The sequence below is a fragment of the Burkholderia mayonis genome, from assembly GCF_001523745.2.
Classification (GTDB): domain Bacteria; phylum Pseudomonadota; class Gammaproteobacteria; order Burkholderiales; family Burkholderiaceae; genus Burkholderia; species Burkholderia mayonis.
Window position 1 is genome coordinate 55242 of the sequence record NZ_CP013386.1, and the last position, 24113, is coordinate 79354.

26 protein-coding genes are annotated in these 24113 nt (G+C 68.7%); 4 read left to right on the top strand and 22 right to left on the bottom strand.

What is annotated here, in order from left to right:
- Nucleotides 1–25 precede the first annotated feature (25 nt).
- The 9 genes from fliR to WS70_RS00295 form a co-directional block, all read right to left on the bottom strand.
- A complete protein-coding gene (gene fliR / locus WS70_RS00255; protein WP_059473494.1) occupies nt 26–808 on the bottom strand; it encodes a flagellar biosynthetic protein FliR in 783 nt (260 codons plus the stop codon).
- Nucleotides 809–870: 62 nt separating this feature from the next.
- The gene (gene fliQ / locus WS70_RS00260; RefSeq protein WP_010100578.1) at nt 871–1143 is read right to left on the bottom strand and encodes a flagellar biosynthesis protein FliQ; all 273 of its coding nucleotides are present in this window, start codon (nt 1141–1143) and stop codon (nt 871–873) included.
- A gap of 25 nt (nt 1144–1168) precedes the next feature.
- Nucleotides 1169–1999, bottom strand: coding sequence for a flagellar type III secretion system pore protein FliP (gene fliP, locus WS70_RS00265; protein WP_418230141.1), 831 nt, complete (start codon nt 1997–1999; stop codon nt 1169–1171).
- 1 nt (nt 2000) lies between these two features.
- Entirely contained in the window at nt 2001–2615 is a 615-nt protein-coding gene (gene fliO, locus WS70_RS00270) for a flagellar biosynthetic protein FliO (RefSeq protein ID WP_059597938.1), read from the bottom strand.
- Nucleotides 2612–3109 (bottom strand): flagellar motor switch protein FliN, encoded by a 498-nt coding sequence (gene fliN / locus WS70_RS00275; RefSeq protein WP_059473492.1) that lies wholly within the window; start codon nt 3107–3109, stop codon nt 2612–2614. The genes fliO and fliN overlap by 4 nt, the downstream gene beginning before the upstream one ends.
- Nucleotides 3102–4100 carry a flagellar motor switch protein FliM gene (fliM, locus tag WS70_RS00280; protein ID WP_059473491.1) on the bottom strand — a complete coding sequence of 333 codons (999 nt, stop codon included), beginning with the start codon at nt 4098–4100 and terminating at the stop codon, nt 3102–3104. Before fliM ends, fliN begins: the two co-directional genes overlap by 8 nt.
- Nucleotides 4101–4126: 26 nt before the next feature.
- A complete protein-coding gene (gene fliL, locus WS70_RS00285) occupies nt 4127–4627 on the bottom strand; it encodes a flagellar basal body-associated protein FliL (RefSeq protein WP_059473490.1) in 501 nt (166 codons plus the stop codon).
- 390 nt (nt 4628–5017) lie between these two features.
- Nucleotides 5018–5740 (bottom strand): LrgB family protein, encoded by a 723-nt coding sequence (locus WS70_RS00290; RefSeq protein ID WP_059597937.1) that lies wholly within the window; start codon nt 5738–5740, stop codon nt 5018–5020.
- 65 nt (nt 5741–5805) lie between these two features.
- Complete coding sequence (locus WS70_RS00295) at nt 5806–6279, bottom strand: CidA/LrgA family protein (protein WP_059473488.1); 474 nt, start codon at nt 6277–6279, stop codon at nt 5806–5808.
- A 135-nt stretch (nt 6280–6414) separates the two neighbouring features.
- On the opposite strand from WS70_RS00295, the gene WS70_RS00300 reads away from it, so the two are divergent.
- Complete coding sequence (locus WS70_RS00300) at nt 6415–7338, top strand: LysR family transcriptional regulator (protein ID WP_059473487.1); 924 nt, start codon at nt 6415–6417, stop codon at nt 7336–7338.
- A 102-nt stretch (nt 7339–7440) separates the two neighbouring features.
- Here WS70_RS00300 and WS70_RS00305 read toward each other — a convergent pair whose 3' ends face one another.
- Nucleotides 7441–9003: a DHA2 family efflux MFS transporter permease subunit gene (locus WS70_RS00305; protein ID WP_059473486.1), complete on the bottom strand. Its 1563-nt coding sequence runs from the start codon at nt 9001–9003 to the stop codon at nt 7441–7443.
- Nucleotides 9004–9150: 147 nt separating this feature from the next.
- A complete protein-coding gene (locus WS70_RS00310) occupies nt 9151–9645 on the bottom strand; it encodes a MarR family winged helix-turn-helix transcriptional regulator (protein ID WP_059473485.1) in 495 nt (164 codons plus the stop codon).
- Nucleotides 9646–9848: 203 nt separating this feature from the next.
- Between WS70_RS00310 and WS70_RS00315 the strand changes: the two genes are divergently transcribed.
- Together WS70_RS00315 and WS70_RS00320 are read left to right on the top strand one after the other, a co-directional pair.
- Nucleotides 9849–10130, top strand: coding sequence for a hypothetical protein (locus WS70_RS00315; protein WP_059473484.1), 282 nt, complete (start codon nt 9849–9851; stop codon nt 10128–10130).
- Between the two features lie 210 nt (nt 10131–10340).
- Nucleotides 10341–11942: an efflux transporter outer membrane subunit gene (locus WS70_RS00320; RefSeq protein ID WP_059597936.1), complete on the top strand. Its 1602-nt coding sequence runs from the start codon at nt 10341–10343 to the stop codon at nt 11940–11942.
- A 264-nt stretch (nt 11943–12206) separates the two neighbouring features.
- On the opposite strand, the gene WS70_RS00325 is transcribed toward WS70_RS00320, so the two are convergent.
- From WS70_RS00325 to gspG, 8 genes are read right to left on the bottom strand one after another with little or no spacing between them, the layout of a single operon-like run.
- Nucleotides 12207–12998, bottom strand: coding sequence for a type II secretion system protein N (locus WS70_RS00325; protein ID WP_059473482.1), 792 nt, complete (start codon nt 12996–12998; stop codon nt 12207–12209).
- Nucleotides 12999–13039: 41 nt separating this feature from the next.
- Nucleotides 13040–13543, bottom strand: a complete 504-nt coding sequence (gene gspM, locus WS70_RS00330; RefSeq protein WP_059597962.1) for a type II secretion system protein GspM — start codon at nt 13541–13543, stop codon at nt 13040–13042.
- A complete protein-coding gene (gene gspL, locus WS70_RS00335; RefSeq protein ID WP_059597935.1) occupies nt 13540–14976 on the bottom strand; it encodes a type II secretion system protein GspL in 1437 nt (478 codons plus the stop codon). The genes gspM and gspL overlap by 4 nt, the downstream gene beginning before the upstream one ends.
- A gap of 24 nt (nt 14977–15000) precedes the next feature.
- A complete protein-coding gene (gene gspK, locus WS70_RS00340; RefSeq protein ID WP_059473480.1) occupies nt 15001–16227 on the bottom strand; it encodes a type II secretion system minor pseudopilin GspK in 1227 nt (408 codons plus the stop codon).
- A gap of 1 nt (nt 16228) precedes the next feature.
- Complete coding sequence (locus WS70_RS00345) at nt 16229–16957, bottom strand: PulJ/GspJ family protein (RefSeq protein ID WP_059597934.1); 729 nt, start codon at nt 16955–16957, stop codon at nt 16229–16231.
- Nucleotides 16935–17345, bottom strand: a complete 411-nt coding sequence (gene gspI, locus WS70_RS00350) for a type II secretion system minor pseudopilin GspI (RefSeq protein WP_162498973.1) — start codon at nt 17343–17345, stop codon at nt 16935–16937. Before gspI ends, WS70_RS00345 begins: the two co-directional genes overlap by 23 nt.
- Nucleotides 17342–17980, bottom strand: coding sequence for a GspH/FimT family pseudopilin (locus tag WS70_RS00355; RefSeq protein ID WP_059473477.1), 639 nt, complete (start codon nt 17978–17980; stop codon nt 17342–17344). The genes gspI and WS70_RS00355 overlap by 4 nt, the downstream gene beginning before the upstream one ends.
- A 41-nt stretch (nt 17981–18021) precedes the next feature.
- The gene (gspG, locus tag WS70_RS00360) at nt 18022–18474 is read right to left on the bottom strand and encodes a type II secretion system major pseudopilin GspG (protein WP_059473476.1); all 453 of its coding nucleotides are present in this window, start codon (nt 18472–18474) and stop codon (nt 18022–18024) included.
- Nucleotides 18475–18629: 155 nt separating this feature from the next.
- On the opposite strand from gspG, the gene WS70_RS00370 reads away from it, so the two are divergent.
- On the top strand, nt 18630–19040 hold the full coding sequence (locus tag WS70_RS00370; protein WP_059597932.1) for a hypothetical protein: 411 nt from the start codon (nt 18630–18632) through the stop codon (nt 19038–19040).
- Nucleotides 19041–19110: 70 nt separating this feature from the next.
- Here the strand turns inward: WS70_RS00370 and gspF are convergent, their stop codons facing one another.
- Genes gspF through gspD form a run of 3 tightly spaced genes read right to left on the bottom strand, consistent with a single transcriptional unit; the run spans nt 19111 to nt 24099 of the window.
- Nucleotides 19111–20328 carry a type II secretion system inner membrane protein GspF gene (gspF, locus tag WS70_RS00375; RefSeq protein WP_059473474.1) on the bottom strand — a complete coding sequence of 406 codons (1218 nt, stop codon included), beginning with the start codon at nt 20326–20328 and terminating at the stop codon, nt 19111–19113.
- Nucleotides 20329–20332: 4 nt separating this feature from the next.
- Nucleotides 20333–21826: a type II secretion system ATPase GspE gene (gspE, locus tag WS70_RS00380; RefSeq protein WP_059597931.1), complete on the bottom strand. Its 1494-nt coding sequence runs from the start codon at nt 21824–21826 to the stop codon at nt 20333–20335.
- Nucleotides 21823–24099: a type II secretion system secretin GspD gene (gene gspD / locus WS70_RS00385; RefSeq protein WP_059473472.1), complete on the bottom strand. Its 2277-nt coding sequence runs from the start codon at nt 24097–24099 to the stop codon at nt 21823–21825. Before gspD ends, gspE begins: the two co-directional genes overlap by 4 nt.
- Nucleotides 24100–24113 lie beyond the last annotated feature (14 nt).

Sequence of the window (24113 nt, forward strand, 5' to 3'; positions counted from 1 at the left end):
GCCGCACCCGCCGCGCGCGCACCGCTCAATGCAAGCCGGCCGCGACGCGCCCGACCAAATCGACGCCGGTATCGAAGAGCCGTCCGACGAACGGCACCAGGTTCGGCGCCATCAACTGGACGAGCAGCAGGCCGACCAGCATCGTCACCGGAAAGCCGACCTGGAAGATCCCGATCTGCGGCGCCGCGCGGTTCAGGATCCCGAGCGCCAGGTTCGCGATCAACAGCGCGGCGACGACGGGCAGCGCGAGCAGGAGCCCCATCTCGAAAATCATCGCGCCGAACGCGACGATCGTCTGCCAGCCGGGCGCGCGCAGCAGGTCGGCCGAGATCGGCACGAGCCTGAACGAATCGACGAGCGCGGCGAATACCTGCAAATGGCCGTCGAAAGCGAGAAACGCGAGGATCGCGATCGCGTTCAGGAAGCGGCCCATCACGGGCGTCGCGCCGCTCGCGTGCGGATCGAAGAACGTCGCAAAGCCGAGCCCCATCGACAGGCCGATGATGTCGCCCGCCGCCTCGATCGCGGCGAACACGATCTGCATCGTGAAGCCGAGCGCCGCGCCGATCAGGAACTGATTGACGATGATCCACACGCCCTGCGCGGAGAACACGGTGACGACGGGCATCGGCCCGAGCGTCGGCGCGACGACGAGCGCCATGAAGCCCGCGAGCCCGATCTTCACGCGCACGGGCGTCGCGCGGTGACCCGTCACCGGCGCGGTCGCGACGAGCGCGAGCATCCGCACGAGCGGCCACAGAAATGCGGTGAGCCAGCCGTTCAGTTGCGCGTAGGTCACGGAGAACATCGGTCGATGGCAAAAGCGGGACGGAGCGGGAAAAGCGGACGAGAGCGCCGCGCTCGGCGGCGTCAGCCCGCGCCGAGCGTCGCGACGCGCAGCAGGATCTCGCGCAGGTAGTCGGTCATCGTCGACAGCATCCACGGACCGGCGATCACCATCGTCGCGGCAACCGCGAGCAGCTTCGGGATGAACGACAGGGTCGCCTCGTTGATCTGCGTCGCCGCCTGGAACAGACTCACGACGAGGCCGACCGCGAGCGCGACGAGCAGAAGGGGCGCAGCGAGCAACAGGCCGATGTACATCGCCTGGTGCGCGAGCGTCATCACGTTTTCGGGGGTCATTTCGACTCTCCTCGTTGAACGGAGCCTAGGTGAAGCTCTGCGCGAGCGAGCCGATCAAGAGCTGCCAGCCGTCGACGAGCACGAACAGCATCAGCTTGAACGGCAGCGACACCGTCGCGGGCGACACCATCATCATCCCCATCGACATCAGCACGCTTGCGACGACCATGTCGATGATGAGGAACGGGATGAAGATCGTGAAGCCGATCTGGAAGCCCGTCTTCAGCTCGCTCGTGACGAACGCGGGCACGAGGAGCGACAGCGGCACGTCCTCCGGCCCCTGCATCGGCGCCGCCTTCGAAATCTTCGCGAACAGCGCGAGATCGGTCTCGCGCGTCTGCTTCAGCATGAACGCCTTGAACGGCGCGGTGCCGCGCTGGACCGCCTGGTCCATCTGCAGCGTGCCTTCGGAAAACGGCTTGTAGGCGTCGGTGTAAGCCTTGTCGAGCACGGGCGACATCACGAACAGCGTGAGGAAGAGCGCGAGGCCGACGAGCACCTGGTTCGGCGGCGTCGACGCGGTGCCGAGCGACTGCCGCAGCAGCGACAGCACGATGATGATCCGCGTGAAGCTCGTCATCATCAGCAGCATCGCCGGCAAGAACGACAGCATCGTGAGCAGCAGCATCGTCTGCACGCTCAGCGAATAGGTCGTGCCGCCGTTCGGGCCGGGCGCCGAGTTGAATGCCGGCAAACCGGCCGACTGCGCGCAGGCGAGCGCCGGCGCGACGCCGATGGCGAGCGCGGGCAGCCAGCGCACGGCGCCGCGCAACAGGGTGGTCTTCATCGAACGACGGTCGGAGTGGGCGCGCGCGGCGGAATGCGCGCGCGGCGCGACGAAACGAAGGCGCGGCATCTCAGCGATCCCTGCCGCCGTCGTGCTCGGCGCGCTTCGCGGCTTCGCCGAGCATCGCGTCGCGAAAGCGCGCCCCGAAGGACGTGCCCTCGGGAAATTGGCCGGACATCGCCGCGCCGCCTGCCGCGCCGATCACGCCCGCCGAGCCGGCGGGCAGCGTGTGCAGCAGGCGCACGTTGCCGGGCGCGACGCCGAGCACGAGCCACGTGTCACCGATCTCGACGACGGTCGCGCTTTCCTTGCCGCCGACCGCGACGCTCGCGACGACCTTCAGCGCGCCGCCGCGACGAGACGGCTGGAAGCCGAAGCGGCGCGCGAGCCAGGCGCAGCCGAACACGAGGCCGATCACGATCGCGAGCCCGACGAGCGTCTGCAGCACCGCGCCGACGCCGAGCGACGGCGCGGCCGAACCGACGACGACGCCCGACGCGATCGACGCCGCGTGATTCACCGCGTTCATGTCGGCGGCCGATGCGGGCAGCGCCGCCGCGCCGATCGCGAACGCGGCGAGCCCGGCGAGCGCGCGCTCCACGCCGCGCGGCGACGCCGCGAGCGGGCGCGCGACGCGCAAGGCCGGCCGGCGCGGCGAAACGAGCGGCGCGACGCGCGGTTTCATCGGTTGAGCTTCCGGATGCGTTCGGACGGCGTGATGATGTCGGTGAGCCGAATGCCGAACTTGTCGTTGACGACGACCACTTCGCCCTGCGCGATCAGGCAGCCGTTGACGAGCACGTCCATCGGCTCGCCGGCGAGCCCGTCGAGCTCGACGACCGACCCCTGCGCGAGCTGCAGCAGGTTGCGGATCGCGATCTTCGTGCGGCCGAGCTCGACCGTCATCTTGACCGGGATATCGAGGATCAGGTCGATGTCGTTGTGCGTCGACGCGGCCGCAGCCTTCGACAGCGGCCGGAACACGCCCGCGCCCGTCGCGCCCGGCTCGATCGGCAACTGGTTCTGCTCCGCGAGCGCGGCCGCCCAGTCGTCCATGCCGGCGTCTTCCTGCTGCACGTCGGCGGGCGCCTTGTCGGCCGCGGCGGCGCGCATCGCGGCGTCCGCGAACGCCTGTTCGTCGACGCCGTCGGTCTCGGGGGTCGAATTCAACTCAGTCATATCCACCTTCCTTCATCGTGTCGCTTGCGCTGACCATTTTCTGCACGCGCAACGCGTACTGACCATTGAAAATGCCGTATCCGCACTCCATCACCGGCACGCCGTCGACCTTCGCGGTGAGCGTCTCCACGATGTCGAGCGGCAGCACGTCGCCGGCGCGCAGGTTGAGAATCTTCTCGAACGTCGTCGGAATCTCGGCAAGATCCGCAACCAATTCCACCTCGGCCGACTGCACCTGCTGCGACAGCACGCGCACCCAGCGGCGGTCCACCTCGAGCGCCTCGCCCTGGATCGGCGAGCTCAGCACGTCGCGGATCGGCTCGATCATCGAGTACGGCATGCAGATATGCAACGTGCCGCCCGTCGGCCCGAACTCGATCGAGAACTGCGTGACGATCACGATCTCGTTCGGCGTCGCGACGTTCGCGAACTGCGTATGCATCTCCGAGCGGACGAATTCGAACTGCAGCGGCCGCACGCTCTTCCACGCGACCGCGTAGTGCTCGAACACGAGGTTGAGCAGCTTGCCGATGATCCGCTGCTCGGTCGCCGTGAAGTCGCGGCCCTCGACGCGCGTGTGGAAGCGCCCGTCGCCGCCGAACAGGTTGTCGACGACGAAGAACACGAGGTTCGGATCGAACACGAACAGCGACGTGCCGCGCAGCGGCTTCACGTGCACGAGGTTCAGATTGGTCGGAATCGGCAGGTTGCGGGTGAACTCGCTGTACTTCTGCACCTTCACCTGGCTCACGGAGATTTCCGCCGTGCGCCGCATGAAATTGAAGATGCCGATCCGCAGCAGACGCGCGAAGCGGTCGTTGATGATCTCGAGGCCCGGCATCCGGCCGCGGACGATCCGCTCCTGCGTCGCGATGTTGTACGGGCGAACGCCGGACGCTTCGGTCGGTTCGTCGGCCGAGTCGTCTTCGCCCGTGACGCCCTTGAGGAGTGCATCGACCTCCTCCTGGGACATGAATTCTTCGTGGCCCATGCGCGTTCGTTCCTTTGCCGGCGGCGTTATTGAACGACGAACTCGGTAAACAGCACGTCGTCGATGCGTGCGCTCCGATTGCCGGGCTGGGTCGGCTGCTCGATCAGCGTCTTCAGCTCGTCGGCGAGCGCGCGCTTGCCTTCGAGCGTCGCGAGCTGCTCGGGATGCTTGTTCGACAGCGCGAGCAGGATCCGGCTGCGCAGCTCCGGCATGTGCTGGGTCAGGTATTCCTGCGCCTTCGCATCGGTGAGCTTCAGCGACAGGCCGACGCGCAGGTAGTGCTGGATGCCGTCGTCCGACTGCAGATTCACGGTGAGCGGCTCGAGCGCGAAGAAGACGGGCACCGCGAGCGGTGCGGGCGCGCTCGGCGCCGCGCCGCGCACGCCTTCCTTCGCCAGCACGAAATACGTGCCGCCTGCCGCGGCGGCAGCGGCGACGAGCCCGATCAGCAGGAAAAGGACGAGGCGCTTGAGCTTGCCGGACGAGGCCGGTTTGTCGACGGTCGGGTTTGCGGTCGTGGTAGCCATGGCGTGCATGCGAAAAGACTCTAGGTAGCCTGCATTGTTCGGCATCCGAGCCGGGCGCGATGGGCGGAATAGAAGGGGGATTTGCGGCTATCTCAGCCGTTTGTTTGTCGCTCGGGCGGGCCGGACGGGACGCGATCGGGTCGAACGGGCGCGGGCGGAACGGGGCGATGCGGACGGCGGAGGCGGAGGCGGGCGGAAGCCGCGAGCGGGCGCGTCATCAGAGCCGGAGGCGCGGAAGCGGCGGGCGGGGCGGCGCTGGAGGCCGGCCGCCGGCGCGGGCCGGACGAATCGGGTGGTCCGACGCCCGTCGGGCGCGCATGGCGAAAGCCGAAGGCAGAACGACAAGGCGATCTGGCGCGCGTCGCGGGCGCGCCCGGCCGGACCGGCAAGTCAGATCGGCAGCAGCGTCAGCAACGGCGCGATCAGCACCATCGCGACGCCCGCAATCATCATCGTGAGACTCGACACGACGCCTTCCTCGCTGCCGATCTCGCGCGCCTTCGCCGTGCCGACCGCATGCGCGGCCGCGCCGAAGAGCGCACCGCGCGCGAGCCGCGAGCGCAGCGGCACGAGCGCGAGCACGAACTCGCCGACGAGCATCCCGCAAATCCCGGTCGCGATCACGAAGAGCGCGGTGAGGTCGCGCGGCGCGTGGATCTTGTCGGACACGGCGAGCGCGAACGGCGTCGACACCGAGCGCGTGACGAGGCTGCGCTGCAGCTCGGGCGACAGGTGCAGCAGCTTCGACAGCAGCAGCGATCCGCAGATCGCGACCGTGATCCCGACGACGACGCCGACCGTCAGCGAGAACCAGTGGCGCTTCATCAGCGCGCGGTACTCGTAGATCGGCACGGCGAACGCGATCGTCGCCGGGCCGAGCAGCCACATCAGCCAGCGCGTGTCGTGGAAGTAGACCGCGTACGGGATGCCCGTCAGCGCGACGAACGCGACGAGAACGGCCGGCACGAGCACGAGCGGCGAGAAGAGCAGCGTCTTGCGGTACGCGTAGAGACGCTTCGATGTGAAATAGAGCGCGATCGTCAGTGCGAAGCAGCTGGCGGAAATCGCGGCGCTCGCGGGCGCGGAAAGAAACGAAGGATCGGGCGTCGTCATGGTGCTCTAGATGGAACCGGTGCCACCAACAAATGGAAGAAAGACGGGCGCGGCGGCGGTCGGCGTCAGGCCCGCGCGCGGCGGCGGCCGGCGCGCACGCGCATCACCGCGAGACGCCGTTCGAAGCCTGCCGCCACGTCGACCGCGACGGCGACCGCGAGCATCACGCAGGTCGTCCCGGCGACGACGACGAGCGCGAGCCGCCAGCCGTCCTCCTTGAAGAGCCCGCCGTACTGGACCGCCGCGACGGTCGCCGGGATGAAGAAGAGCAGCATGTCGGACAGCAGCCAGTTCGCGCCGTCCTTCACCCAGCCGGGCGCGACGCCGCCCGACAGCAGCAGCACGAGCAGCACTGCGAGGCCGACCACGCCGGACGGCACGGGCACGCCGAGCGCGCGCACCGCCCAGTCGATCGTCGCCCACAGCGCGCCGAGCGCGGCAGTTTGCAGCACGATGCGCGCCGCGCGGCCGGCGCGCGCATGCAGCGCTGCCGGGCAGGTCGCCGCTGCCGCCGTGGCCGTTGCCGAGAGTTTGGTCATGGATGCCCCGAAATGCCTTGCTTTACTGAATGGAGGCAGTATAGGATTCACGCGATCATAAATAAAATGACTTGCTTCTATAAAAATCATTCCGTTTAGGAATCTTCACCGACTCGCTCACTGAAGGAGGCGCCGATGGAGCTGCGCGCGTTGCGTTATTTCGTCGAGGTGGTCAGGCAGCAGAGCTTTACCGTCGCGGCCGAGCAGATGCACGTCACGCAGCCGACGATCAGCAAGATGGTGAAGGCGCTCGAGGACGAAATCGGCTCGCCGCTCCTGCTGCGCGACGGTCGCCAGATGGTGCTGACGGACGCCGGCCGGATCGTCTACCAGCGCGGCCAGGACGTGCTCGCCGCGCAGGCGCAGCTTCAGGCCGAGCTGAACGATCTCGGCACGCTCGGGCGCGGCGAGCTCGCGATCGGCATCCCGCCGCTCGGCGGCTCGCTGTTCACGCCGGCGATCGCCGCGTTCAAGCAGCGCTATCCGAAGATCGAGCTGAAGCTGTTCGAGCAGGGGGCGCGGATGATCGAAGAGGCGCTCGTCACGGGCGAGCTGGAGCTGGGCGGGGTGCTCGAGCCCGTCGATCCGGCTGTGTTCGACGTGCTGCCGATGGTGCGCGCGCCGCTCTGGCTCGTCGCGCGCCACGGTTCTCGCTGGGGCGGCAACGAAACCGTGCCGCTTGCCGACCTTGCCGACGAGCCGTTCGTGTTCTACGCGGAAAGCCTCGCGCTGCACGACGCGGTGCTCGACGCGTGCCGGAAGGTCGGCTTCACGCCGCAGATCGTGAGCCGCAGCGGCCACTGGGATTTCATGGCGGCGCTCGTGCATGCGGGCGTCGGCATCGCGCTGCTGCCCGAGCCTTATTGCCGGCGGCTCGACACCACGCAGTTCACGTGCCGGCCGATCGTCGAGCCGGAGATCACGTGGGCGGTCGCGATCGGCTGGCTGAAGAAGGGCTACCTGTCGCACGCGGCGCGCGCGTGGCTCGACGTCGCACGCGAGACGGGCCCCGTCGATCCGGGCGACGACCTCGCGTTCGGCAGCCTGCGCGCGCGCTGAAGCGGCGGTCGAGCGCCGCGCCGTCGACACCCGGCGCCCGGCTCCGCCCGGTCTCGGCCGCCGCCCGCAACCGTCCGCCGCGAGGCGTGCGCAGCCGCCCGCTCAATGCCCCATCGCGGGCCCGGCGCCTTTCTTCGGCTTCGTCACCCACACGAGCGCCGCGAGCACGACGAACGCGAGCGCCGAAATGTAGAAGAAATCGTTGGTCGCCATCATGAAGCCCTGCTGCGTGACGATCTGGTTGATCTGCGCGGTCGAAACCTGGCCGGCGATGCCGAGCTGCGCGAGCGCGCCCTGGTAGTCGACCGTGCTCTGCGCATAGACGTTCACCGATTCCGCGAGGCGCGCGTGGTGATAGATCGCATCGTTTTCCCAAAACGTCGAGCTGACCGCAGTGCCGATCGCGCCCGACAGCGTCCGCAGGAAGTTCGACAGCCCCGACGCGCTCGCGAGCCGCTCGTCGGAGATGCTGGAGAGCGTGATCGTCGTCATCGGCACGAAGAAGCACGCGACGCCGATCCCCTGCACGAGCCGCGGCAGGATCACGTGGTTGAACGGCACGTCGAGCGTGAACGTCGAATTCCAGATCGACACGACGGCGAATACGACGAATGCGAAGCTCGCGACCATCCGCAGGTCGAGCCGGTGCATGTTGCGGCCGATGAGCGGCGACAGCACGAGCGCGAGGAAGCCGACGGGCGCGGTTGCGAGGCCGGCCAGGCCCGCCGTGTAGCCCATCACGGTCTGCAGCCACAGCGGGAAAATCACGACCGAGCCGAAGAACGCCATGAATCCGAACGAGATGATCATCGCGCCGAGCGCGAAGTTGCGGTCCTTGAAAAGCGACAGATCGACGACCGGCTCCGTCTCAGTCGACTCCCAAACGAGCATGAATGCGAGCGACACGACGGCGATCAGCGCGAGCGCGGTGATGAACGTGGAATTGAACCAGTCGCGGTCCTTGCCGAGGTCGAGCATCATCTGCAGGCACGACACGCCGATCACGAGGAGCGCGAGCCCGATCGCGTCGATCCGCTGCTTGGTCGTCTTCGTCTCGCGACCGCGCAACAGGAAGAACGCGCACACGGCGGAGAAGATCCCGATCGGCAGATTGATGTAGAAGATCCACGGCCACGTGTAGTTGTCGGTGATCCAGCCGCCCATCACCGGGCCGAAGATCGGCGCGACGATCACCGTCATCGCCCATAGGCCGAGCGCGAGCCCGCGCTTCGCGGGCGGATAGCTGCGCATCAGGATCGTCTGCGACAGCGGCACCATCGGGCCGGACACGAGGCCCTGCAACAGCCGGAACGCGATCAGCGATTCGAAGTTTTCCGCGAGGCCGCAGAGCGCGGACGCGATCGTGAACGCGAGCACCGACAGCGTGAAGAGCCGGACCTCGCCGACCCGCCGCGCGAGCCAGCCGGTCAGCGGCACCGCGATCGCGGACGCGACCGAGTACGACGAGATCACCCAGGTGCCTTCGCTCGTCGCGACGCCGAGACTGCCGGAAATCGTCGGCACGGCGACGTTCGCGATCGACGTGTCGAGCACCTCCATGAACGTGCCGAGCGCGAGCCCGACCGTCAGCAGCGCGAGCACGCCGCCCGACAGCGGCGCCGGTTCGGCGGAAGGGGAAGCGGAAGCGGGGGCCGTCGCAGCCATGCGTCTCTCCTAAGGGGCGACAGTTGCCCCGACATCCTTTTATGCATCGACATCGACCGACAGTAAGTGACTTGTCAGCCTCTGCCCAGACAGATAAATACGCGACCTACGAGTCGCGATCCAGTGGCTACCCAATGTCATTCCCGGTCAATCGTCGTCCGACCGCAACGCCGCCGCGCACGCGGTGTCGGCCGCGCCCGGCGCATTCGCGATGAAGCGCCGTAGCAGGTCCGTCAGGAGCGCGAGCTCGCTGGGCGAAAAGCCAACGAGCTGCGCGTTCAGCTCGGTCGCGATCAAGCCCGGCAGCGCCTGCGCGGCGTGCGCGCCGCGCTCGGTCAGCGCGAGCTCGATCACGCGGCGGTCCGATTCGCTGCGCGCGCGCACGACGAAACCCTTCTTCTCGAGCCGGTCGAGCATCCGCGTCATCGAGCCACTGTCGTACGACATCTTGCGCGACAGCTCGAACGGCGTGCGCGCAAAGCCGCGCGCGAGCAGCAGGATCACGCCGATCTGCTGCGCGGTCAGGTCGAGCGGGCCGAGCGCGCGATCCAGCCGCTCGACGAGCGCCTGCCGCGCCTTCGTCAGGTAATAGCCGAGGCTCGATTCGAGCTCGATGTGCTCGGGGTCGTAAAGGCCGCTCATCGTCTAGCTGTCCGTTCGATTGCACGAACCGCAACAGTGCATTCCAGGAAAAACGCCGCCAGTATCTTGAATATTTATTGCATAGTCAATATTATTTCAGGCAATGAGTTCTGCGCTTAATGCGCCGCCAGAGACGATGTTCTGACCCAGACCGCTTTGCCCACGCAGCCGCGTCCGTTCGGCGTGCGTCCCGAGGATTTCCCATGCCGTTCCTGAAACATGCTGCCGGCGCACTGCGCCGCAACCTGTACGATACCGCTCGCCACACGTTTTCCGGTCCGCATCGCGGCTGGAAGATCGCGCTGTATGCCGCGCTGCTGATCGTGCCGGGCGGCTCGCTCGCGGTACTCGGGTTCGCATGGTTCGATCAGCGGCGGCGCCGCGCCGCGCGCAACGGCGGCGGCCGGACCACGTCGGCTCAGGAGCCTTCGGCGCGGCAGCTATGCCTCGCCGCCCCGCAGGGCGATCCCGTCCGCTGCTCGTAACAAACCGCCGGCACGCAGCATCGGTGCGTAACACACGGTAAACCGGCGCTCCACGCCGGTAACACATCCGGCCCCGTCCGCGCTTTAACCTAACGTCTGCGCATTCCCGCATCCGTCAGTTACCATTTCGGCCACGCCTTCGGCGTTTCGGCCGCATCGCCTGCTCGCCCGGTCCACGGGCGGCCGCCTCCTTCGACAGGAATCCAGAACATGTCGCAAGTCCCACACCCGCGCGCACGCCGCGCGCTGAGCACCGCCGTCGCCGTCGCGGCCGCCGCGCTGCTCGCCGGCTGCGCGGTCGGGCCCGACTATCACCGTCCCGACGCGGCGATTCCCGCCGCATACAAGGAAGCGCCGCCCGGCTGGAAGGTCGCGCAACCGGCCGACCGCGCGGATCGCGGCCCGTGGTGGACGATCTACGAAGATCCGCAACTGAATGCGCTGATCGACAAGCTCAACACGTCGAACCAGACCGTCGCGCAATACGCGGCCGCGTATCGGCAGGCGCGCGCGCTCGTCGCCGAGGCGCGCGCGTCGTATTTCCCGACGCTCGGGCTGACGGCGAGCGAATCGCGCGCGTCGAGCGCGCTGTCGTCGAGCAGCTCGGCGTCGCGCAGCACGACGCGCACGATCGGCAACACGTATAGCGTCGGCCTCGACGCGTCGTGGGAGCCGGACCTGTGGGGCAAGGTGAGCCGCACGGTCGGCGCGCAGAAGGCGGGCGAAGCGGCGGCCGCCGCCGATCTCGCGAACGCGCGGCTGTCCGCGCAGGCGACGCTTGCACAGACCTATTTCCAGCTGCGCGCCGCCGACGCGACACAAAAGCTCCTCGACGACACCGTCGCGTCGTACCAGAAATCGCTGCAACTGACGCAGAATCAGTATGCGCAGGGCGTCGCCGCGCGCTCGGACGTGATCCAGGCGCAGACGCAGCTCCAATCGGCGCAGGCATCCGCGATCGACAACGGAATCGCGCGCGCGCAATACGAGCACGCGATCGCGACGCTCGTCGGCGAGCCCGCATCAACGTTCTCGCTGTCGCCGATGCCGCTCACGGCCGAGCCGCCCGCGATGCCGATCGACGTGCCGTCGGCGATCCTCGAGCGGCGGCCCGACGTCTCCGCCGCCGAACGGCGCGCGGCCGCCGCGAATGAGCAGATCGGCGTCGCGATCGCCGCGTTCTTCCCGACGCTCACGCTGTCGGCGTCGGGCGGCTTCCAGAGCTCGGTGTGGTCACAGCTCTTCACGCTGCCGGCGCGCTTCTGGTCGGTCGGCCCGCAGCTCGCCGCGACGCTGTTCGACGCGGGCCTGCGCGCCGCGCAGACGGAGGCCGCGCGCGCGACCTACGATCAGGACGTCGCCACGTATCGGGCCGCCGTGCTGTCCGCGTTCCAGGACGTCGAGGACAACCTCGCGTCGCAGCGGATCCTCGAACAGGAGATCGGCGTGCAGCGACAGGCGGTCGAGTCCGCGCAGCACGCGCTCGACATCACGCTCAATCAGTACAAGGCGGGCACGGTCGGCTATCTGAACGTGCTGACCGCACAGACGACCGCGTTCAGCGCGCGGCAAAAGCTCGCGACGATCTCCGGGCAGCGGATGGTGTCGTCAGTCGGGCTCGTGAAGGCGCTGGGCGGGGGCTGGGACGTCGCGCAGATCGCGCGCGAGACGGGCGGCATGCAAGCGCCCGCGCCGGTGCCGGCGTCCGCGCCTGCGGGAGCGCCGACGCCAGCGGCGACGCAACCGGCAGCGGCTGCCGCTGCGCAGGCCGCAACCGGCGGCGGTCCGACGACGACGGCCGCGCAACCCTGAAACGCGATGGCGCCTGCCGACGGCCCGCGACGCTCGCGGTCACGATCTCGGCCTCGTCGCATCCGGCGCGACGGTTGCCGTCGGCACGCCGGCGAAACGGCCGGCGCCGCCGGATCGATCTCGCGTCGCGGCCGCCCGGCATCGACCGCAGCTTCAGTGCGTTGCCGGAACCGCCGCTCGAAATCAAGCGACCCGACCCGCTCGCTTCGCCGCATCGCCCGCGCCCATGACGACGCGCGACTCGACGCAGCCTAGACCGCGCGCTCAGCGCGACGCGTCGCCATAGATCAACGACACCGCGCCGTCGCCGATCGGGTGGCCGAGCAGATTCAAGAGACCCGCGAGGTTGTCGCGTTGCTCGGGCGTGGCGCTCGCGGTGCCGCGGAACGACGCGCCCATCGCGCCGAAATTCCCTTGCCCCGACATCATCAGCGGCCCCTTCAACGTCGACAGATCGAGCGCCGAATTCGCGCCGCGCGCCTCGATCACCGCGCGGTACGACCCGAGCGGCTTCACGCGCGACACGCGCGAGCTCATGTCGGTGATCGTCACGGTCAACTGGCCGAACGCGTCGTTGCCGAAGAGCCGCCAGTCGGTCCAGTCGATCCGCACGCTGCCTTGCAAATCGAGCGTGTTGAACGGCGTGCCGAGGCCCGCGAGCAGCGACGCCGGCACCGCCATCGAGCCCGACGACAGCACCGCGCCGCGCAGCGTCGCGTCGAGCGTGACCGCGTCGGGCATCGCATCGGTCTGGCGCAGCCGCATCCGCACGCGCCCCGTGAAGAGCGGCCAGAACTGCGTGCGCCATTCGACGCGCCCCGGCAGCAGTGTCGATGCGCTGCGATCCGCGCCGGGCGCGAGGACGAGTGTCGCCGAGCCGTGCCAGAGCGAGCCGTCCGGGTCGACGAGATTGACGTGGCCGCCCGTCGCCCGGGCGAACCGCGGCGTGACCCACGACGCGGGCAGCAGCGCGACGAGCGTGACGAAAATCGCGAGGCCGCCGACGACGGCCCACGGCACGAGGCGCCGAATGCGCATCGGCCAGGTCATCGGCATCCGCACTCCGCCTTGTCGGCCATATCGGGCATCGACGTCGCTCACTTGACCGACGCCGGCTGCAGCACCGCCGTCAGATCGACCTGGCCGTCTTCCTTGAGCCCGGTCACGTGCGCTTCGACGACCTGCGCCTTGAACTGGCGGCGCACGTCGTCGAGCCACTGCGTCCACGCGGGGAACGACGCGTTCTTCAGCTGGATCTGCACGCCGCCGCCGACGATCTGCGGCGCCGCCGCGGCGAGCCCGTGATCGGACAGCGACGCGGCGAGCGCATCCTTCAGCGCGATGCCCGTCGGCGCGACGCCCTGCGCGGCGGCCGCGAGCGAGCGCGCCTCGTTCGCCTGCGCGGTCATCTCCGCGAGCTCGTGGCGCATCGTCGGCAGTTGGCGCTGGATCTGCGCGCGGCCTTCCTGCGCGGGCGACCACAGCGCCGAATACGCGATCACGACGACGAGCACCGCTCCGCCCCAGCCGAGCAGCAGCTTCTCGCGCGCGGTGCGGCCCTCCCAGAACTGCGTCAGCGTTTCGTTCAATTCCGTTTTCATGAGCGGCTCCGAATGGTCCACTTGCCCGTGCTGCTGTCGATCTCGCCTGACAGGCCGTTGCGCGCGAGGCGCTGGGCGAAGTCCGGATCGACCTTGATCTCGGGCTTGAAGCCGACGTCGAGCCGGCGATCGTGATAATCGAGCGATGCGATGCCGTTCGGCGGCAGCGGCCCGAGCGAGCGCGCGAGGCCGCTCGCGAGCGACAGGAAATCGTTCGGCGACAGCTCGCCCGCCGCGATCCGCAGCCGGTCGAGCTGGCGCGTCATCTGCGCGGCCGGATCGAGCACCGTCGTCGTCTTCGGGAACGCTGACAAGAGCGTCTCGGTGATCTGCGCGGACAGCGCGTCGCGTTCGCGCGCAAGCTTCCACCAGTGCGCGTTCATCCCGATCACCGCGACCGCGAGCGATACCGCCGCGAGCGCGAGCGGCACGCGCACGCGCGTGAGGGTCGCGCGGTCGAAGCGCCACGGCGCGAACTCGAATTCGAACTGGCAAAGGTCGAAGCGCGCATCGAGCGCGCGGCGCACGAGCGCGTCGAACGGCCAGATCGCGGCGCCCGGCAACAGACGCTTGTCGTCGAGCGGCCGCACCGACGCGAGTTGCGGCTCGGCGCCCGGCTCGCCCAACTCGTAGAGCTCGAGCGGCGTGCCGTTCGCGAGCGCCTCGAGCGTCATCACCGCGGTCGACACCGGCGCGGCGAAGCCCTCGCCGAGCGCGCCGCGGGCGAGCGCGAGCGCGAGCTCGACGCGCGGCGCGGCGGCCGTTTCCGGCAGCAGCGTCGCCGATTCTTCGGCGAGCGACGGCGCGCTCGCCGTCGCGGCAAGACCGAGCGCGACCGCGACGATCGATTCGGGCGGCTTCACGGCGTCCGCCGCCGCGCCTTTGGCGGCTGCGTGGCCGTCGCTCGCCTTGCCGGCGGCAGCTTCATGCCCCGCTTGCAGCTCGTGCGCGATCTCGGCTTCGGCCACGACCTCCGCCGCTTCGCGCCGCGTCGGCAGCGGCAGGCAGCGCGTGACGGGCACCGCGCGCAGATGGCGATGTCCCGCCGCGGTGAACGCGTCGACGATGAACTTGAACCACGCGCGATCGATCACGGCGAGCACGCGGCGTCCGCCGTCGAGCGCCGCCGGGTCGACGGCGATGTGGCAGCCCTGCGGATCCTGGATCAACTGATCCTCGATGATGTTCGGCAGCGCCTGCTTCAGTCTCGGCCCCTTCAGGGGCGGCACGGTCTGCTCGAGCATCAGTAGGTCGCGCGCGGCGACGACGAGCACCGTCGTCGCCGCCTGCGGCAGCAGCGACAGCGACGCGCGGCCCGCGCGCTGCGTGTGGCCGCTCTTGTCGACGAGCGCGAACGGCAGCTCGGGCCATTGCCATTCCTGCAACGGCACGGCCGGCTCGCGCGGCGGCAATAGGACAATCAACGTGCTCAAGAGCTCCTCTCCCGAATGGCGTTGTTATAGCTGATCGCGAATGCGCACGATGCGCGTCGTGTGCGTGGTCGGATCACGATACACGAGCGACGTGCGATCGACGACTGCACGATCGTGCTCGATCCGGCCATGCACGATGAAATAGCTGGACGTGACGTCGATCTGGCTCGATTCGAGACTCACATTCGGCGCGCCGGCGCCGCGCAGCGCGAGCTGCACATCGCCGACATTGCGGAAAAACACGGTCTCGCGCCGCGACACGAGCGCCTGCGCGGACGACACCGACATCCCCGGCACGAGCGCCGCGATCACCTCGGCGGGCGCGGTGTTCAGATTGACGGGCGTCACCGTCGGCAGCACGGTGACGAACGGGCGCAGCCGCTCGACCATTTCCGGCGTGAAGCCTTCGACGTCGAGCAGCGAATCGACGCTCGTCATCATCAGCGGCGCGGGCCCGCGGCCTTCGCCGCCCGCGAGGCCCGGCTCATCGGTGAAATTGCCGCCGCTCTCGGTGCCGCCGTCCGGCAGCGGAATGGGCACGCCGCTCGCGGCGCCCGGCAGTTGGGCCGCCTGGAAGCGCGTCGCGGATTGCTTGAGCCCCGCGCGCACGTGGCGCGCGACGATCTTCGCGAGCTGCTGGTCGAGCCCGAGCGTCGACAGAAGGCGCTGGAACGTCTGCACCTGCGCCGCGTTCAATTGCAACGCGCCGGGCGCGGGCGACGACACGAGGTTGCGCAGATTGAACTTCGCCTGCGCGTCCTCGATCGAGCCGGACAGATAGGTGTCCGCGCCTTCGGCCGCGTCGGTCACGCCGATGCGGCCGAGAAAATCCGACAGCTTCGTCTTCGCGATCGGCACAGCCCAGATCCCGCCGAGATAGGTGATGCCGGGCGCGGTGTCGCCTTCGGAGCGCAGCACCATCCGGGTCCAGTCGAGCGCGCCGCGCGCGACCCATTGCGCCTGCGCGAGCAGCCGCTGGTTCTCGATCCGGCGCACCTGCACCTGCTGGCGCCACAGCATCCCGGACACGAGGATCGCCGACAGCGCGACGACCAGAAGCGCGTTGATGATCGCGACGCCGCGCTCGCGGCGGGCGCCGGCGCGGTTGCCTGCGCGGGTGCGCTTGCCCGCTCGGACACCCGCGCCGCTCGGCAACCGTGGCGCGCGCGACGTGCACGCGGTATGCGCCGCGCGCGGCGCGCGCGCGCGGCGAAGCGAAGCAAGACGAGCGAGGAGGGCGGACGCGCGCATGTCACTCCCCGATCAGAAAGATGCGCGTGATCGGCACGCGCAGCGACGTCGCGCCGATGCTGACCTCGAGCCCCGTCACCGCACGCGGCGGCGGCGCATTGCCGAGGAGCGGCACCTTGAGCGCGTTGTTGTTCTGCTCGAGCGCGCTGTCGGCGTCGGGCATGCTGGTCGTCCAGCCGACCTTCGGTACGTACAGGCGCGCGTTGATCATGCCGACGCCGCGCATCAGCGGCACCGAGCTCCAGCCTTCGGTGTCGCCGCCGCGCACCGCGTCGCGCAACGCGTTGACGTCGCCGATCGGCGGCGACGCATAGCGCACGACGCGGCCGTTCGAGATCCGGTAGCGCACGACCTGCAGACGCGGCGCCGCGCCCGGCGCGTCGAGCTCGCGCACGATCTGCAGCGTGTCGCCCGCGACGCGCACGGCGGGCTGGCCCGCTTCGTCGTCGGTCGCGGCGCGGCGCGCGTCGATGCGCATCTGGTCGAACATCTGCGAGAACACGCGCTCGTCCTCCATCGCGGCCGACACCTTCTCGCGGCCGCGGATGATCTGGTCGAGCCCGCGCCACGACAGGATCGCGATCACCGCGAGGATCGTGATCGCGATCATCATTTCGATCAGCGTGAAGCCGCGGACGTCCCGAGGCGCGCCCCCTAGGAATGCGCGCCGCCTCCCCTGAGGAGGCCGCCCGCGGGGCGCGCGGCGCTCAGAGCGAACGGCTGGTTTCATTCGCGACCACCGTGACCATCTGCGCGAGCACGCCGGCGCGGCCGTTCATCGACACCGCGATCTCGACGCGCCGGAACACCGGATTCGGCGTCGAACTCACGCGCTGCGTGCAGGTGAGCGCGACGTTGCCCTGCGAGCAGTCGAACGTCTGCGTGCCGATGTCGGGCCACGCGTGCGCGAGGCGCAGCTGCGCGAGCGCGTTGTCCGCGCTCCAGCCGGCCAGGAGGCGCGTGTGAAGATCGGATGCGCCCGTCGCCATCGAGCCGACCGCGCGGATCGATGCCGCGAGCGCGACCGCGATGATCGCGAGCGCGACGAGCACCTCGATCATCGTGAAGCCGCGCGAACGCACGGGCGAGCGGGGGAAAGCGTGGGCGCGCATCGTCAGCGCACCTCGTAGCGGCCGTTGCCGGTGCCGACGATCGTCGCGCTGCCGACCGCGGAATAGAGCGTGACGCGCACCGGCACGTCGATGCTTTCGGTGCCGAACACGACGGCGTCGGTGTGCGTGTCGGAGCCGGGATAGTCGATCGCGGCGCCCGTCACGCCGCCGTCCCAGTTGCGCGCGCGCAGTACGTCGTCACGCAGCGGACGCCAGCCGTCGCCTGTGCGGATGTCGAAGCGAAAGCCGTGATCGGTGGCGCGCCACGCGATCGGGCGCGCGCGCACCTGCGCCTCGTCGCCCGCCGTCTCGAACAGGAGCGCGACGCGCTGCGCTTCCTCGCGCAGATCGGTGCGCGGGTTGCGCCTGAGCGTCAGCGACGCGACCGACACGAGGATGCCCGCGATCACGAGCACGACGAGCATTTCGAGCAGCGTGAAGCCCCGCGCGCGGCGCCCGAAGGAAGTCACCGTGCGGCGATCGGAGGAAGCCCCCGTGGCATGCCCGAACGAAGTCCCCGTCGAGCGACCGAAGGAAGCCTCTACGGAAATCCCGAGAAAAGCCCCCGCGAATCGACCGCGGGAACCCCCCGCGTGACGCCGCGTACCGAAAACGGAAGACGTGCCGGGCAGTGCGTACATCGAAGCGTGCGTGCGTCGCGCGTGAGAGTGGCGTCAGCGGCTCATTGCCATGAGCCGATGTCGGAATCGTTGCCGTCGCCGCCTTCCTTGCCGTCGGCGCCGTAGCTGAACACGTCGATCTCGCCGTGCACGCCCGGGTTCAGGTACTTGTACGCGTTGCCCCACGGATCGTTCGGCAGGCGCTCGAGATAGCCGCCGTCCTTCCAGTTGTTCGGGATCGGATCGGTGGACGGCTTCTGGATCAGCGCGGTCAGGCCCTGATCCTGGGTCGGATAGCGGCCGTTGTCGAGGCGATACAGCTTGAGCGCCTGCATGATCGTGCCGATGTCCTGCTTCGCTGCGATCCGGCGCGCTTCATCGGGACGGCTCATGATCTTCGGCACGATGAGCGCCGCGAGAATGCCGAGAATCGCCACCACGACCATGATCTCGATCAGCGTGAAGCCGCGTTGACGGCGTGCTGCCTGAGAACGGCGAGTGATCCACGTTTGCATGAGTGACTACCTCTTCTTCAAAAATGAGCGGTGAGTGAGTGACGCGCGCGGCGCAAGCCGCTCGGCGTCCGCTGCGTGAAGCCGCATTGTAAGGCGCGACTCGCTTCGGGCTTCCACTCAACGCAAATTTCATATTCCTCCGTACAATAACGCGCATGAACGCGCTATCGATCCGGCTCCTTTCCCTCGCCCTCTTCGCGGTGCTCTGCGCGACGACCACCTATTGGTTCGTCACGCTGTCCGCGCATCAGGCTCCGCTACCTGCCGCCGCCGCCCACACGCCGGTGCGCACGGAGGACGCCGCCGCGCTCTTCGGCGGGCAGTTGACCCGCAATCCGATACAGGACATCCACCTGTTCGGCATCCTCGCGCTGCAGCGCGGCGCGGCGGCCATCGTCGGCATCGGCGGCGACGCACCGCACGCGGTGTCGCTCGGCGGCGAGATCGCGCAGGGCGCGAAGCTCGCCGAAGTGCGCGACCGCTCGATCGTCGTCGAGCGCAACGGCGCGCGCTCCGAGATCTTCCTGCCCGCCAACACGCCGTCTCCCGCCATCTACGTCCGCTAGAAGCGCCGCGCCGCCGAGCGGGCCGCCTCGTCTCGGGCGGCCCGCCACCGCGGGCCGCGCCGATCTTCCGTCACTGCACCATGTTGTTGAGCTCGATGATCGGCAGCATCACCGCGAGCACGATCACGAGCACGATGCCGCCCATCGCGAGAATCAACAGCGGCTCAAGCAGGCTCGTCAGGAACATCGTACGCCGCTCGAGCTCGCGCGATTCGCCTTCCGACGCGCGGTCGAGCATCGTCGTCACGTCGCCCGTCGCCTCGCCCGAACGGATCAGGTGCACGAGCACGGGCGGAAACGTCTTCACGTTGTTGAGCGCGCGCGACAGCGCCGAGCCTTCGCGCACGCGCACGATCGCGTCCTCGATGTTGCCGCGCATCGCGCGGTTCGACAGCGTCTCGCCCGCCGCCTGCAGCGCGCGCAGGATCGGCACGCCCGCCGCGGTCAGGATGGCGAGCGTGCTTGCGAAGCGCACCGTGTTGTAGCCGCGCACGAGCTTGCCCGCGAGCGGGGCGGTCAGGAGCCACCGGTCGAATGCGAGACGCGGGCCGTCGCGCGACAGCGTCGCCTTCACCAGATAGACGACGACCGCGATCCCGATCAGGATCGCCCACCACCAGTGCCGGACAAAATCGGACAGCGCCATCATCACGATCGTCAACATCGGCAGTTGCTGTTTCGTGCTCGCGAACACGTTGACGACCTGCGGCACCACGTAGCTCAACAGGAACGTGACGATGCCGAACGCGATCACCGTGACGATCGCCGGATACGTGAACGCGAGCACGATCTTCTGCTTGAGCGCGTTGCGCTCCTCGATGTAGTCAGCGAGCCGCGACAGCACGATCCCGAGCTTGCCGGTGTGCTCGCCCGCCGCGACGAGCGCGCGATAAATTTCCGGGAAATCGCGCGGGTGCTCGGCGAGCGCGACCGCGAGCGAGTGTCCGCCCAGCACCTCGGCGCGAATCGCCGCCATCAGCTCGCGGATGTAGTCGCGCTCCGCCTGCTCGGTCAGCACCGAGAGCGCCTCGTCGAGCGGCAGCCCGGCGATCAAGAGGCTCGCGAGCTGGCGCGTCAGGATCGCCTGCTCGCGCTGCGACAGCTTGCGGCCGAGCGCGAGGCGCTGGCTGCGTTCGCCGCGCTTGCGGCTCGCCGCCGGTTCGACGACGAGCGGCGTGAGCCCTTGCGTGCGCAGGTGGCCGCGCGCATTGCGCGCGCTGTCGGCCTCGATGACGCCCTTTTGCGCGCGCCCCGCTGAGTCGATCGCTTCGAAACGGAAGGCCGGCATGACGCTATGCGCCTCCCGTCACGCGCAGCACTTCCTCGAGCGACGTCGCGCCCGCCGCGAGCCAGCGCTCGGCGTCGTCGCGCAGCGTGCGCATCCCGTTCGCGCGGCCGGTCGCGAGGATCTCGGCGTCCGCCGCGTTACGGTGGATCAGCGAGCGGATCGGATCGTCAACCATGAGCAACTCGTAGACGCCGCGCCGGCCGGTGTAGCCCGAATGCCCACACTTGTCGCAGCCGACCGGATGCCAGACGGTGCGGCCATCCTCGTGCCGCTCTTCCTTGCACGCCGGGCAGAGCTGGCGCACGAGCCGCTGCGCGAGCACGCCGAGCAGCGACGATGCGAGCAGATACGGCTCGACGCCCATGTCGGTCAGACGCGTGACGGCCGACGCGGCGTCGTTCGTGTGCAGCGTCGCGAGCACCAGGTGACCCGTCAGCGACGCCTGCACCGCAATCTGCGCGGTTTCGAGATCACGGATTTCGCCGATCATGATGATGTCCGGATCCTGCCGCAGGATCGAGCGCAGCGCGCGCGCGAACGTCATCCCGATCCGCTCGTTCACCTGCGTCTGGCCGATGCCGGATAGGTCGTATTCGATCGGATCCTCGACCGTCATGATGTTGGTCGTCGCGGTCTCGAGACGCGACATCGACGCGTACAGCGTCGTCGTCTTGCCCGAGCCGGTCGGGCCCGTGACGAGCACGATGCCGTGCGGGCGCGAGATCAGCTTGTCGAATTTCACGAGCGTGTCGCGGCCCATCCCGAGCGCTTCGAGGTTCAGGCGCTGCGCGTCCTTTTCGAGGAGACGCAGCACCGCGCGCTCGCCGTGCCCGGTCGGCAGCGTCGACACCCGCACGTCGACGGGCCGGCCGCCGACGCGCAGCGTGATCCGGCCGTCCTGCGGCAGACGCTTCTCGGCGATGTCGAGCTGCGCCATGATCTTGATCCGCGAGATCAGCGCGCCGTGCAGCGCCTTCTTCGGGCGCACGACGTCGCGCAGCGTGCCGTCGACGCGAAAGCGCACGACCGACGCGTTCTCGAACGGCTCGATGTGAATGTCGGACGCCTGCTCGCGCGCCGCTTGCGTGAGGAGCGCGTTGATCATCCGGATGATCGGCGCGTCGTCTTCGGACTCGAGCAGATCCTCGACTTCGGGGATGTCCTGCATCAGCCGCGACAGGTCGACTTCGCCTTCGACCTCGCCGACGATCTGCGCCGCGCTGCCGTCCTGGCGCGCATAGGCCTGGTTGATCGCCTGCGCGAGCTCGTCGGCCGATACGCGCTGCACCGAGATCGCGCCGAAATTGCGCGCGACTTCGGCCAGCGCAGCCGCATTCGTGCGCTCGCTGATCCACACTTCGAGCGTGTCCGCGTGCTGGTGCGCGATCAGGATCTGGCCGGTTTTCGCAAACCCGTACGGCAAGAGCCGCGCGGCGAGCGGCGACGGCGCGCCGCCCGCCGGCTGGTCCTGGGTGGCTTGCGCGAGCGCTTGCGTCACGGACGGGCTCCTGGCGACGCGGCGCCGGCATCGCTCGCCGCCGCGGGCGCGGGTGCGCTGGCGGGCGCGGGCGGAGCGGCCTGCTGACGCCGCATCTTGTCGATGTCGAACAGGTTCATCGCAGGCGAACCGCCCTGGCTCGGGCCGAGCGGCATCGGCGGGACGATGGGGTCGTCCTTGTCGCGCATGATGTTGTTGTCCGACTTGTACGCGCCCGTCACGCCCTGGATGTAGTCGTAGCGGTTGGACGTCACCGCTTGCGCGGTCTCGCGATCGCCGATGATGACGGGGCGCAGGAACACCATCAGGTTGGTTTTCTGACGCTGCTTCGTCTCGGAGCGGAACAGCTGGCCGATCCACGGGATGTCGCCCAGCAGCGGCACCTTCTGGTTCGACACCTGGTAGTTATCCTGCATCAGGCCGCCCAGCACGATGATCTCGCCGTTGTCGGCGAGCACCGTCGACTGGAGCGAGCGCTTGTTGAACGTCGGGCCAGCCGGGTTCGACGTCGTGTTCGTCGTGCCACTGACGACCGACGAATCCTCGGTATAAAGCTGCAGCTTCAGAATCCCGCCGTCGGTGATCTGCGGCTTCACGTGCAGCGTGAGGCCGACGTCGCGGCGGTCGTATGTGTTGAACGCCGACGTGTTCGAGGTGCCGCCCGTCAGGTTCGAATACGAGCCCGTCGCGATCGGCACATTCTGGCCAACGACGATCTTCGCTTCTTCGTTGTCGAGCGTCACGAGGTTAGGCGTCGACAGCACGTTCGCATCGCTCACGCCGGCGAAATACTGTAGCAACCCGCCGAGTCCCTTGACGCCGAACATGTCGTGCAGCCAGCCGATGTTGAGTCCCGGCGTGAGCGCATTCAGCACGTTAAGCGGGTTCGTCGCGTTGGCCGTCAGATTGGTGATGCTGTTGGCGGCCACACTGCCCGCCGTGCTCGCCAGATTGGTGCCCGCATAGAGGGCATTGTTCGCGACCTGCCACTGAATCCCGAGGTTGCCGGCCGTATTCGAGTTCAGTTCGACGATCAGCGCCTCGATGTAGACCTGAGCGCGGCGCGCATCGAGTTGATCGATGACCGCGCGCAGGTTCCGGTACACCGGGTCCGACGCGGTGATGATGAGCGAGTTCGTCGCCGCGTCGGCCTGGATCATGCCGCCCGGCTGGTTCTCGTCGCTCTTGTCCTTGTCGCCGCCGAGGAGACCGCCCGTGCCGAGACCGCCGCCGCCCATCGTGCCGCCCGTGCCGCCCGACGAACTCGACGACGACAATCCGGACGGCAGCGGCGGCGTGCCCGACGTGCCCGTCGAGAAGCTCGAGCCGCTCTGCGAGCCGCCCTGATTGAACGCATTCGCATCGTTCGAGGTCGCCGACGAGCCGCTTTCGCCGCCGCCCTTGCCGAGCATTCCGCGCAGCGTCTTCGCGAGCTTCACCGCATCGGCGTTGCGCAGCGGCACGACGTGCATGTTGCCCGGCACGCCGCTCGGCGCGTCGAGCTGCTGCGCGATCTTCTTCGCCGCGGCGAGGCGCTGCGCGTTCGACGCGCGCAGCAGCAGCGCGTTGGTCCGCGGATCGGCCTGCACGGTGACTTTCAGCGTCGCGTCGGTGTTGCCGATCGCGCCTGGATCGAGCAGCTTCGTCAGTTGCGCGGCAATGTCGATCGCATTCGCGTTCTTGAGCGGCACGACGGCGACTTGCGAGCCCGCCGCGCTGTCGACGCCCGCGATGATCTGCGCGATCCGCCTCACGTTGTCCGCGTAGTCGGTGACGACGATCGTGTTGTTGGCCGGATACGCGGTGATCGTGTTGTTCGGCGAGATCAGCGGACGCAGCACCGGGAGCAAGTTGTTGGCCGATTCGTTGCGCAGCTCGAACACTTGCGTGACGACCTGGTCGCCGCGCGCCTGCGGCGTGTTGCCGATGTAAGTCGGCACGCCCTGCAGTTTCGCGTCGGCTTCCGGCACGACCTTCAGGACGCCGTGATCCTGGACGAGCGCGAAACCCTGCATCCGGAGCGCGGACTGCAGCGTCTTCAGCGCCTGATCTTCCGGTACGGGGCGTTCCGAAACGAGGTTCAGCTGACCCTTGACGCGCGGGTCGACGATGATCGTCTTGCCCGTCGCGGCGCCGATCGCCTTCGCGACCTGATCGATGTCCGCATTGACGAAATTGAGCGTGACCTGAGCGTGAGCGGCCTGCGCGACGACGATTCCGGCGACGACGAGCGCCGTTGCGACGCGCCGCAAAGCAAAGCGAGTTCTTGTCATGGAGTAATGGATCG